Origin of the sequence: uncultured Apibacter sp. (genome assembly GCF_946479295.1) — a bacterium.
Taxonomy (GTDB): domain Bacteria; phylum Bacteroidota; class Bacteroidia; order Flavobacteriales; family Weeksellaceae; genus Apibacter.
Map to the genome: position 1 here is coordinate 1 of NZ_CAMLFD010000024.1, position 10,842 is coordinate 10,842.

At 30.0% G+C, this 10,842-nt stretch carries 14 protein-coding genes; 5 read left to right on the forward strand and 9 right to left on the reverse strand.

All coding sequences use genetic code 11. From position 1 onward, the window contains the following. Positions 1-557: 557 nt before the first annotated feature. A complete protein-coding gene (locus Q0T35_RS10785; RefSeq protein WP_295812019.1) occupies positions 558-1,430 on the reverse strand; it encodes a LysR substrate-binding domain-containing protein in 873 nt (290 codons plus the stop codon). Positions 1,431-1,541: 111 nt separating this feature from the next. Between Q0T35_RS10785 and Q0T35_RS10790 the strand changes: the two genes are divergently transcribed. Beyond that, positions 1,542-1,841 (forward strand): YciI family protein, encoded by a 300-nt coding sequence (locus Q0T35_RS10790; RefSeq protein ID WP_295812022.1) that lies wholly within the window; start codon positions 1,542-1,544, stop codon positions 1,839-1,841. A gap of 747 nt (positions 1,842-2,588) precedes the next feature. Here Q0T35_RS10790 and Q0T35_RS10795 read toward each other — a convergent pair. Continuing rightward, a complete protein-coding gene (locus Q0T35_RS10795; RefSeq protein WP_293919317.1) occupies positions 2,589-2,954 on the reverse strand; it encodes a helix-turn-helix domain-containing protein in 366 nt (121 codons plus the stop codon). Positions 2,955-3,071: 117 nt separating this feature from the next. Between Q0T35_RS10795 and Q0T35_RS10800 the strand changes: the two genes are divergently transcribed. Then, positions 3,072-4,094 carry an MBL fold metallo-hydrolase gene (locus Q0T35_RS10800; RefSeq protein WP_293919316.1) on the forward strand — a complete coding sequence of 341 codons (1,023 nt, stop codon included), beginning with the start codon at positions 3,072-3,074 and terminating at the stop codon, positions 4,092-4,094. 513 nt (positions 4,095-4,607) lie between these two features. Beyond that, positions 4,608-4,832, forward strand: a complete 225-nt coding sequence (locus tag Q0T35_RS10805; RefSeq protein WP_293919315.1) for a type I restriction enzyme HsdR N-terminal domain-containing protein — start codon at positions 4,608-4,610, stop codon at positions 4,830-4,832. Positions 4,833-5,128: 296 nt separating this feature from the next. Here Q0T35_RS10805 and Q0T35_RS10810 read toward each other — a convergent pair whose 3' ends face one another. Beyond that, positions 5,129-5,416 (reverse strand): hypothetical protein, encoded by a 288-nt coding sequence (locus Q0T35_RS10810; protein ID WP_293919314.1) that lies wholly within the window; start codon positions 5,414-5,416, stop codon positions 5,129-5,131. A 146-nt stretch (positions 5,417-5,562) separates the two neighbouring features. Between Q0T35_RS10810 and Q0T35_RS10815 the strand changes: the two genes are divergently transcribed. Together Q0T35_RS10815 and Q0T35_RS10820 are read left to right on the forward strand one after the other, a co-directional pair. After that, complete coding sequence (locus Q0T35_RS10815; protein WP_295841490.1) at positions 5,563-5,961, forward strand: helix-turn-helix transcriptional regulator; 399 nt, start codon at positions 5,563-5,565, stop codon at positions 5,959-5,961. Between the two features lie 158 nt (positions 5,962-6,119). Continuing rightward, positions 6,120-6,485: a hypothetical protein gene (locus Q0T35_RS10820; protein WP_295843079.1), complete on the forward strand. Its 366-nt coding sequence runs from the start codon at positions 6,120-6,122 to the stop codon at positions 6,483-6,485. A gap of 510 nt (positions 6,486-6,995) precedes the next feature. Here Q0T35_RS10820 and Q0T35_RS10825 read toward each other — a convergent pair. The 6 genes from Q0T35_RS10825 to Q0T35_RS10850 form a co-directional block, all read right to left on the reverse strand. Beyond that, the gene (locus Q0T35_RS10825) at positions 6,996-7,238 is read right to left on the reverse strand and encodes a hypothetical protein (protein ID WP_295843081.1); all 243 of its coding nucleotides are present in this window, start codon (positions 7,236-7,238) and stop codon (positions 6,996-6,998) included. Positions 7,239-7,554: 316 nt separating this feature from the next. After that, complete coding sequence (locus Q0T35_RS10830) at positions 7,555-7,977, reverse strand: NTF2 fold immunity protein (protein ID WP_295843082.1); 423 nt, start codon at positions 7,975-7,977, stop codon at positions 7,555-7,557. A 71-nt stretch (positions 7,978-8,048) separates the two neighbouring features. Further along, complete coding sequence (locus Q0T35_RS10835) at positions 8,049-8,468, reverse strand: NTF2 fold immunity protein (protein ID WP_295843083.1); 420 nt, start codon at positions 8,466-8,468, stop codon at positions 8,049-8,051. 72 nt (positions 8,469-8,540) lie between these two features. Then, positions 8,541-8,966 carry an NTF2 fold immunity protein gene (locus tag Q0T35_RS10840; protein WP_295843084.1) on the reverse strand — a complete coding sequence of 142 codons (426 nt, stop codon included), beginning with the start codon at positions 8,964-8,966 and terminating at the stop codon, positions 8,541-8,543. Between the two features lie 339 nt (positions 8,967-9,305). Then, a complete protein-coding gene (locus Q0T35_RS10845) occupies positions 9,306-9,539 on the reverse strand; it encodes a hypothetical protein (protein WP_295843085.1) in 234 nt (77 codons plus the stop codon). A 711-nt stretch (positions 9,540-10,250) separates the two neighbouring features. Beyond that, entirely contained in the window at positions 10,251-10,493 is a 243-nt protein-coding gene (locus Q0T35_RS10850) for a hypothetical protein (RefSeq protein WP_295843087.1), read from the reverse strand. Between the last annotated feature and the right edge of the window lie 349 nt (positions 10,494-10,842).

Consider the following 10,842-nt stretch of genomic DNA (forward strand, 5'->3'; position numbering starts at 1 on the left):
AAACTATATCTTTATTTTTAGACTTTTTTTTGAGTATCTGACCTTTTTGGATTGCTTTAAAATGTTTATCTTGTATTAAATCTGCTATTTTATTACAAGATTCAATAAAAATATTTCTTACCTCTTTCATATTAATATTTTGGCATATTTGATAAGATCAATCATACAATTTACATTCTATACTTCATAAGATTGACCAATCTTCAAAAATAACAGATATCTTAAAATATAAATACTGCATTTATTTAAAACTTTAGATTATAGAATATAATAGCAGATTTTAAATCAAAGTTTGTAGTTATTATATTCAAAATCAGATACTATTTATTTTAATTTTCAATATAAATTATCAGTTTACACTTCAGTCCAATATGATTACTTAACTTTTTCATATCCTCGTTAATCTTTTGCCGTGTGAGTTTCGCATAAATTTCTGTCGTTTTAATACATTTATATACCAACATTTGACTGTCGGTTTCTAGAGTTAAGCCTTGCGAAAGCGTAATAAGTGGTTCGAAATTATACCTGTTTTGCTATTCAATTAAATTATCGCATCACTATAATTTTAGTTTACTTTGAATAAAACGATGCAAAACGGGATTAGCGTTTTCCGGATGATAACAAGCGGAAATAACAGATTGTTGTTTTATCAAATTTAACTCATGCACACGCACTTTAGCCGCTGTTCCCAATAATGCTGATTTGGGAAGTATGGCAATTCCCATATCTAATTCCACCATTCGAACAATAGCATCCAATTGATATACATCATGCACTATGTTGAGAGAAAATCCCATCGTATTGCAAATCGTAATTATTTGTTCATACAACCCACTAGCTAAATATTGGGGAAAAAGAATAAAAGGATATTTAGACAAGAAAGAAAAATCAGACTTATCCGATAAATCAAATTGATTTTGGTCAGAAGTTATCAAAACAAATGATTCACGATATATTTCACACAAATGCAAGTCTTCGGTATGTATTGGAGTACGCAAAAATGCAATATCAATTTCTCCTTTCTTTAACATTTTGATTTGCTCATAAACGGTGTATTGGGATAACCGTAAATGAACATTTTGATAATGTTGCGTAAAATCTTTAAGTATAGGTAGAATTAGCGGAAATACGGAACCCACATAAGCAATTTGTAGTATACCACTTGCTCCCGTTGCTATCCGTTTAACTTCTTTTTTTGCTTCCAAGATATTTTGCAAAATGAAATCCGCTTTCTTTTTCAAATATTCGCCTGCCGGGGTTAGCATTACATTTCGTTGATTGCGTTCAAACAATCTAACATCCAATTCTTCTTCCAACTGTCTGATAGCCCTACTCAATGGGGGCTGAGTGATATGTAGCTTTTGTGCAGCTTTGCTAAAATGCAGTTCTTCTGCCAATACATTGAAATAATGAAGGCTGTTACTATTCATACCTATAAAGTATTAATTTAACCCTTTTTTTATATCAAAGGTATTTTATCTTTGTCACAAAATCAAGAGTATTAAAAAATTATTTGTATAACCAATAAAAATTTATTAGTCATGTTTATTGTGGTACTTACTTATCATAAAGAGTTGAGAGAAGTCGAGAATTATTTAGAAGACCATAAGCAGTTTTTAGATAAATTCTATCAGAGGGGCAACTTTATAACATCTGGAAGACAACATCCACGGATAGGTGGTGTTATTTTATGTAAGGCTTGCAATCGGCAAGAGGTTGAAAATATTATTTCACAAGACCCGTTTTATACTAACCAAATAGCAGGTTACCAAATAATTGAATTTGAACCTACAAAATATTGTGATGAAGTTTTAAGAGATGTTTTCAATTATTCCTTATAATAGCACGGTACCCTTACAGGCTAAAGCATATATATAAAATAAGAGAAATGTATAATCAAGCCTTGACAATTGAATAGAATTTAAAAATAATATAGAATCATTCACCGAAAAATAGGATTACACCTATTACCCTGTTTATTAATTTAAAAATTATGTATATGAATGATTTTTTAAATACTAAATTAGCTAGCATATTGTCTATCTGATGCTTAACAAATTGAAAATGAAGAAATACATAATTACTTATAAAAATTTTGTAGTCTAAGTAAAAGAATTCATACAGTATGAAGCAGATTACTCGATTGTTAACCGGAATTTAATTCTAACTCGTTTTGAGTTTGATTTGTTAGAATCATTACCTTTTTACTCATAGAAAAAATGACCTAAAATTCATTTATCTTCATAAAACGTTAGTTTTCATTCAGTAGGAACAAGAATTTTTAAATCTTAAAATTCCATATCCTGAGTGATTCAAACCAATAAGCCAAGAAACATTCGTCTCCTAACTACATATAATGCTTAAGTTGAAAGGCTTGGTTAATTGTTGCTTTGGCAGAGATTGTTGTCTCTTTATTCTTCACATAGAAAGTATTCCAACAAAATGGAAAATTCGCGCATTTTAATCAGATTGCATATTCCTTTCAAAAAATATTCAATTGTAGCTTTGGTAGTTTTGTCTATCTCATTAGCTATAAAAGAGTCACATCTATTATTTCTTCAATAGGATTCAAGTTTAATAAGAAATAATTATTTCTTATTTGCTTCATGCTCACGTATTGGAATATTCTCTTTTTTCATCTGAGCGATGCCCCATTCCCTCAATTGGATAATAAAAGGAATCAGATCCTCGCTGACATCCGTCAGTCTATATTCTACCTTGGGTGGCACTTCATGATAAACTTTTCGGGATAAGAGCCCGTCATTTTCTAGCTCTCGTAACGTTTGCGTTAGCATTTTGGTGGTAATGTCTGTCATACGTTTTTTTAATTCGCCAAATCTCAATACTTCATTATTATGAATATACCATAATATTCGCCCTTTATATTTTCCACCTATTCTTCTAAAAGCATAATCTACTGCGCAAGCTGATTCTGCAATATTTTTTTCTATCATTTTAATTCTTTTTATGCTGATAATCAATTATAGTTTCTTTTAAGTAGCTAAGGTACAAAATAGTAGGTACTTGTTAATAGTAGATTAAATAGATAATTTTGTATAAAAAATAATAATATGGACAGAAGAAGAGCTTTAAAACTAATGATTTCAACTGTAAGTATAATGGTTTCACCGGCATTAATGGGTATTAACTTAAATAATAATCCTATGAAAAAAGATAGTATAGATCGGGTTAAAAGTGAAGGCTTAAAAGTTAATTTAGGAAATATCAGTTTTTATATTTTTTCAGACGGATATATGTCTATAGATAAACCTCAACCTACTTTTGCTCCAGCCATTTCTTCATCAGATTTCATGGTCGAGATACAAAAGTTTCATCCAACAAAAAAGGCCATTGATTTAGCAATCAATGTTATGTTGATAAAAGTACAAGAAAAAATCATTTTAATAGATGCAGGTATGGGTAATCATTTTGGAGAGAACCAAGGCTGGTTATTAAATAATATTGAAAATGCAGGTATCTCGAGAGAGTCGATTACGGACATTTTGATTACCCATGCGCATAGAGATCATATTGGAGGGCTTATTACGAATGAAGGAACAATAGTGTACCCCAATGCAAAGTATCATATTGCCAAAGAGGAATATGACTTTTGGATGTCAGATAATCCTGATTTCTCGAATAGCAAATTAACTGTTGAGCAAAGGAACACAACTATCAACTTTACAAAGAAAGTCTTAAATAGGATTAAGGAAAAAATAGTTTCATTTCACCCCGGAGAGACCTTATTTACTGTAATCCAGACAGAATTGGCGGCAGGCCATACTCCGGGGCACACCATATTTACTATTTCATCCGAAGGAAAATCGGTCAAAAATATTGTCGATATTTTTCATGCTCCATTACTAATTTCAAATCCTGAATGGGGTATAGTATTTGATGTTAATTTTGAGCAAGCTATCCGTACAAGAAAACAAGTATTGGAAGATTGTTTTAAAAATAAACAACTGGTTATGTCTTCACATTTACCTTGGCCGGGATTAGGGTATATTGATAAAAGGGATAAATATTATTGGGATCCAATATATTATTATATGCCTAATGAAATAAATTTAGGTAGCGACATACAAAACTAATCCAATTCAAGGATTTACATACATAAAATATATGTTTGGAACATAGAGATCCTTGGGTACATCCTAATGCGAAAATCTAATCCTTAATTGGGGGTAGAGCAATCGCGAATTGCAACACATACTTATCTATATAGCCAATCATCAAATTAAATATTTAAAAAATAATAAGATAGCATATAAATTTATTTCTCTTTATAACGGTTAGTTTACTTTTGTTTTGCTAAAAAGTTTAAACTACATTCGCTTAGAAAATTTATTTATATGGAATTAGGTTTAATTTAAAAGAGCAATAATAAGATAACCTTATTAAATTAGATAAAGAAACACGTACGATAACCTATATAATACATCAAAAATAAAAAAGAATTTCTTCTAATCCGTAGGAAAAAATTCAGGCAGCGGCCTTTTTAAAACTTATTTTACATTACGGATATAAACCCGAACGTATTAAACTATTTGTTTCTGTTACGATTGGATCGGAAATAAAAGAAGCCGATTTGATTGTTTATAACGATGACGGTTGTTATGAGCCATATTTTGGTAGAATGCAAAAGGGAAGAGGTTAGCGAGCCTGAATTTTTCCAGGCAATAAATCAGGCATACAGCTATGCCTATGCTCTGCCCAATAATGTTACGTTTGTGTGGATAACTTCAGGGTTAAAAAACGAATATTTTGAAGTAAATAAAGAGAAAAGCAGTAAAATAAGCCAACCCGACATATCCCAGTTTGGAATTTAAAAACTTGCTAATTATAAATTTGTATATGAAGCAAATAGCCTACAAAATGAATCAGTAAAACAAAAATTTTCAGATATTAAAGTTGTTTCTGAAGAAGAACTTACCCGTCAGTTTAAAAAGGCTCACGACGCCCTTTGAGGGGGAGAGCATTTAAACCTTTCGGAAGCATTTGTTGAGCTCGATAATCTTATTTTTGCCGTAGGACGCTGGAGAAATAGAGATTATTATACACGGATACCCAGATTTGAAAAACATTATGAGCTTAGTTAAGCAAGTAATATAAATTACAGATTGAGTTACTCCCTCAGCACTCTATCCAAAAATTCAAATTCGATGTGGGGGAGAAGGTGTTTAGCTATTTCCAGCAGATTGTAAATATCAATCCTCACTTCTTCTTTTTCCTCTTCCGTTGTGGTCTTATTTTCCAAAGAAAATAAATGCGTTTGACAGGTATTGAGTAGCGAAAGCAAGGTAAATCCCAATTGCTTATAATTAGTAGTTCCTGTATTCATAAAACGCAGGGTACGGTCTTTCTTTAGATCCTTGATATAGTCCTGTATTTCTGTATTGAATTCTATATTCATTTTTAGTATCTTTATGCAGACAAAGTAATGATAAAAGAATAAGATAAAATATTCTGTATTGGAAAATAAAATTCCCAAAATAAGAATGTCTTATTTTTAGCGTATTATTTCCTACTTTTGTAACTTATACAAGAAAGCGATAAACCATGAACACACCTATAGAGCCTAAAAAAGTTCACCACGGGAGAAATGTAAAAAGACTACGGGAAATGCTGGGTGTAAAACAAGATACTCTAGCTGTAGAATTAAACATAACCCAAGCTACGATGTCTAAGCTAGAGGCAAAGGAAGAAATAGAAAAAGATATCCTGCAAAAAATAGCTCAGATACTTAAAATTCCGGTAGAAGCCATAGAAAATTATAATGATGAAGGAGCTTTGAATTTAGTAGCAAATACATTTAATAATCATGATGCTTCTATAGGTCTTACCATCAATTTCAATCCTATAGATAAAATAGTAGAGCTTTATGCGGAAAAAGAAGCCCTTTACGAGCGCATAATTCAGGAAAAAAACGAACTAATAGAGAAGCTGTTAAATAAGTAAACAACAAAAAAATAGTAAAATCTTTTCAAATTATATTTCGTGTAAGTATAAAATTTGTTTGGATGCTAAAGCAGTTATCATAACCTTGTTATCAGAAACTTTTTAATAAGCAGTTTGAGGCAATTATTAAACCATTAACTTTGAAGAAAATTCTACAAATGAAAAAGTTGTTTGTCCTTATGCTTTTAGTAAGTATTAATGTTTTTTGTTTTGGACAGGAAAAAACAAATACGTCAAAAGACTTGGAAGATAACAAAGCTACTCCTACATTTGATTTAGTTAAGGAGACAAGAAAGATGACGGTGTTTCGAATTGTATTTGAAGAAGATTGTTCTATATCTGCTATTAAAGTAATTCGTGGAAATTTAGGATACAAATTGAATGAAGATGATATAAAAGCTATTAAAAGAATTTATTGTAAGTCGAAATCTGATACTATTAATAGAAAACCAGCTTTGCATTATATAAATGTAACGATTCTTGAACCTGAAGAACCTGAAGATTCCATTCAATCCCCCGAATAAATAATAAACTCATCCAAGTACTATTAAAATATAATAATAGTTACAAATTATATTACGATAAATAACAAAAATTCATCCTTATAAATCCTTTCCATATAGGATTAAATAAGGTGAAAAAGCTATGTTATTATCTTGATTTTTATTTAACGTTTTAAATAAACATTGATAATTCTGTAATTTTTTTCGATCTTTAAAAAAGAATAAAATCCACATTATTCTTAAAGATTTAGGTTTGTATAACGAAAAAACACTAAAAATGTCAAGGATTTGCAGTTTTACAAATTTATTAAATGAAAGTAAGACAAAAGAGATTAATTTTTAAACAAAAACGGATATTTAGCTTTATACTTCATTAAGCATAACGATACAATGGAGTAGGAATGGGGGATATCACCGCTCTATTTCCAGAGTTTCTTAGTATATAAGAAGAAAAAAACATATATATAAAGTCATTGCTCGGATTAGATTGAATATCCGAAGCCTATTTTTCCATATATAAAACAATTTCCACTACTTACTCTTTCCAATTATGGATTTTATTGATATCACTAAAGGCACAAATCTCAATAGAAAATAGATTTCTACAGTCAACCAAAGATTTATTTTCCTCTTAAAAACACGCCAATCAGTTACCATCTCTAAATTAAAATCGTTAATCCTTAATTTTATTGTGCTTTGTATTATTTTATCATTCCATCTTTTAGTATAATCGTAATCCTTATCTAATAATACTTCTTTAAGTACTTTATTCACTTTTTTTCATAAATAGTTTATTGAAAAAATTTAGGCATAAATGCAATGAAAAACAATCCTTTCTTTTTGAAATATCTATCTTGTATTGGTATATATTGTTAGTATTATTATGAAATTCAAATGTGTTTTTTTACACAAATTCTTTTTTTTCAAACAAAAGGCCAATTACTTTTGTTATGTGGGATATAATTTCGTCTTTTGGTGTTTTATTCATTTTCATTTTTCTAGCTTCCAAATAGTACATGTGTTTCACTGATGATGATATCAATTATTTTTAGATTAGAAAGAGATCTGCGATTCTCTTCCATTTTATGATTTATAAACTATCCTTGCTCCACTTACCGTCATAATCAAGCATCTCTCGTATATCTACTCGCCATTCCTTATTTTTAAAAATTAATGTGTAACGATATTCATATTCAACTCCCGTATCAAATTTTTTATGAATCTCAATTAGTATTTTTTTATTATTAGTACTTAATTCACAACTAATGATCTCACCATCAGGAGTAAATGTTGATGGATACTGTGTAGATAAAGCAGCCTGCCTTCCCCATTTTCTTTCTCTAACCGTTACATATTTTTCGTAAATGGCATCAAGTTCTTGTTTTTGTTCTTTTGAATAATCGACTCCTAAACCAAAATTCGCAAATCTTAATTCACACCAATAATCTTCCCATGTCTTCATTTCTGTTAAAAAGAGTTTTAATACTTTTAAAGCTTGCTCTGTAGAATTCATTTATTTTATTTAATTTTTTAAACATCAAAATATATTTGGGAAGAGCTGGATCATCTCTTCCGCTTTATTATTTATAAAGAATCTTTGATCCATTTATTTTCACTAAAAAGAAAGATTTCACGTCTATCCACTAGCCATTTTTTATATTTAAAAATTAATGTATATCGATATTGGTATCTAACTCCCGTATCAAATTTTTTATAAACCTCAATTAGTATTTTTTTATTATTAGCACTTAATTCACAACTAATGATCTCACCATCAGGAGTAAATGTTGATGGAAACTGTGTAGATAAAGCAACCTGCAATCCCCATTTCCTTTCTCTAACCGTTACATATTTTTCGTAAATGGCATCAATTTCTTGTTTTTGCTCTTTTGTATAATCAACCTCTAGATTCGCATATTGTAACTCACGCCAATAATCTTCCCATGTCTTCATTTCTGTTAAAAAGAGTTTTAATACTTTTAAAGCTTGCTCTGTAGAATTCATTTATTTTATTTAATTTTTTAAACATCAAAATATATTTGGGAAGAGCATAATCTCTCTCTTCCATTTTATGATTTATAAACTACTCTTACTCCACTTACCGTCATAATAATCAAACATCTCTCGTCTATCAACTAGCCATTTCTTATATTTAAAAATTAGTGTGTAACGATATTGGTATTCAACTCCCGTATCAAATTTTTTATAAACCTCAATTAGTATTTTTTTATTATTGGCACTTAATTCACAACTAATGATCTCACCATCAGGAGTAAATGTTGATGGATACCGTGTAGATAAAGCAGCCTGCCTTCCCCATTTTCTTTCTCTAACCGTTACATATTTTTCGTAAATGGCATCAAGTTCTTGTTTTTGTTCTTTTGAATAATCGACTCCTAAACCAAAATTCGCAAATCTTAATTCACACCAATAATCTTCCCATGTCTTCATTTCTGTTAAAAAGAGTTTTAATACTTTTAAAGCTTGCTCTGTAGAATTCATTTATTTTATTTAATTTTTTAAAATGTTAAAATATATTTGGTTGTTGTAATGTAAACCCGCTTCTTGGCCATGATATTGATCCGCAAAGCGCAAGTTTTGCTCTATCTTATCAGGACTATATCACCGGCCTCGGTTGGGTTGGTGTTTCAATTGCCCAAATAACTCATATTACCCCAATCCAATCATCTCACCATCATCTGTCGATAAACCGTTAGCTTTATGCCGTGCATAAGCTCCATAACGCATTGAATGAGACAGGCTATACGCAAAGCTAGCAGATAAAAAAAAAGCTGGAAGGATAGGAGTGATCTTTACGTCTTTATTTATATGTCTTTTAAATTAATAATTCTCTGCCAACCATTGCTTATTTTCAATATGGCTTGATATAAAGTTCCTGCTCCATTTTCCATATTTTTTTAGGAAAAACACGATAGCCACATCAGATTTTTCTATCACATCAAGAGGTTCATTCAGTCCCAAACAAAAGAAAATATTTATTGAGTCAAATAAATGAATGACTTTTAGAAACTCTTCATAGAGTAAATCTCTATCAGAGTAAATTAACCTGCTCATATAGTCATATGTTATTTCAGGAATATTATTGTAATTAGAGGTAACCACACTATTGATAAAATCATTAATTATACTTTCATATATTAACTTGTTGTATTTTTGATGAATAATATATTTCACAAGCTACCACTTCAATATCATGCGGCAGTCTATACCCCTTTTTTATTAACTGAATAATATGACTCATTTTATCTGGCATTTATTTTCGCTCACTAATTATACACTAAAAACCAGTCAATTTTCTCAGGTTTTCCCAAGTTTCAGGGAAGTGAGTTAATATAGTTGGTTTTTACTTGTTTGGCTTGTCACTTTAAACAAGTCAAAGGAGCTACCTAGGTTAATGAATTTAGGTGAATAACTATATAAGTTTATGCTATACCGCTAACTCTATTGGAGGTTGTAGGGTAAATAGCCCACAGTTCTGATCATAATAACCCAACATATTGAAATGCAGAATGTAAACTCTTGACGACTGCCACCACGCGCTCAATCATGGTGAGGCGATTAGCAGCTGATAAGTGTGATTACCCAGTGCATCCACTTTTTTAACAGAGGAACTCCCTGTTTCACTTAGTTTTTACGATTCAGTTAAATACTTATAAAAGAAAATAAACTCATTACGAGAATCAGCTCCAATTTTTTTAAAAAAGAATTATATTTTTCATCCAATTCGACAATTCGGTTTTGTTTTTTCAAAAGTTACAGAGCGGGTTAGTGTGTATTATCGATAATCCATTGTTCCGGATTAGATTGAATATTTGAAAACCATTGTTCAGCAAATAAAACACTTTGCACTTGTTGCGCTTTCCAATTAGAGATTTCATTGGTATCATCAAAAACACAAATCCAAATAGAAAATCGATCCTTAAAGTCAGCCAAAGATTCATTTTCCTCTTTAAAATCACGCCAATCAGTTAACATTGCTAACCTAAAATTGCTAGTTCTTATCTTCATTGCGTATTTTATCATTTATCTCCAATGTCTTCTTTTAGAATAAAATCCTCATCTAACCATACTTTTTTAAGTACTTCATTCACTTCTTTCATAAATGGTTTATTCAATAAATTTAGGTGTAAATGCAGTGAAAAATAGCCCTTCCTTTTTAAAAGATCAATCTCGTATTGATATATGTTGTTCGTGTTAGTATCATGAAATTCAAATGTATTTACATCATTTAATTTTGAAAGTTCTCTTGAAAAATTTATACTTTTTACACCATCAAATTCTTTTTGTAATTCTGTATATAGTTTTTTTTATTTTTCTAAAGTCATAATTAAAATTATTTAATAATTAATTTTCTTCC

Coding starts and splice junctions, on each gene's coding strand:
- Q0T35_RS10785 (WP_295812019.1), bottom strand. CDS start 1,430: ATGAATAGTAACAGCCTTCATTATTTCAATGTATTGGCAGAAGAACTG.
- Q0T35_RS10790 (WP_295812022.1), top strand. CDS start 1,542: ATGTTTATTGTGGTACTTACTTATCATAAAGAGTTGAGAGAAGTCGAG.
- Q0T35_RS10795 (WP_293919317.1), bottom strand. CDS start 2,954: ATGATAGAAAAAAATATTGCAGAATCAGCTTGCGCAGTAGATTATGCT.
- Q0T35_RS10800 (WP_293919316.1), top strand. CDS start 3,072: ATGGACAGAAGAAGAGCTTTAAAACTAATGATTTCAACTGTAAGTATA.
- Q0T35_RS10805 (WP_293919315.1), top strand. CDS start 4,608: ATGACGGTTGTTATGAGCCATATTTTGGTAGAATGCAAAAGGGAAGAG.
- Q0T35_RS10810 (WP_293919314.1), bottom strand. CDS start 5,416: ATGAATATAGAATTCAATACAGAAATACAGGACTATATCAAGGATCTA.
- Q0T35_RS10815 (WP_295841490.1), top strand. CDS start 5,563: ATGAACACACCTATAGAGCCTAAAAAAGTTCACCACGGGAGAAATGTA.
- Q0T35_RS10820 (WP_295843079.1), top strand. CDS start 6,120: ATGAAAAAGTTGTTTGTCCTTATGCTTTTAGTAAGTATTAATGTTTTT.
- Q0T35_RS10830 (WP_295843082.1), bottom strand. CDS start 7,977: ATGAATTCTACAGAGCAAGCTTTAAAAGTATTAAAACTCTTTTTAACA.
- Q0T35_RS10835 (WP_295843083.1), bottom strand. CDS start 8,468: ATGAATTCTACAGAGCAAGCTTTAAAAGTATTAAAACTCTTTTTAACA.
- Q0T35_RS10840 (WP_295843084.1), bottom strand. CDS start 8,966: ATGAATTCTACAGAGCAAGCTTTAAAAGTATTAAAACTCTTTTTAACA.
- Q0T35_RS10845 (WP_295843085.1), bottom strand. CDS start 9,539: ATGAGCAGGTTAATTTACTCTGATAGAGATTTACTCTATGAAGAGTTT.
- Q0T35_RS10850 (WP_295843087.1), bottom strand. CDS start 10,493: ATGAAGATAAGAACTAGCAATTTTAGGTTAGCAATGTTAACTGATTGG.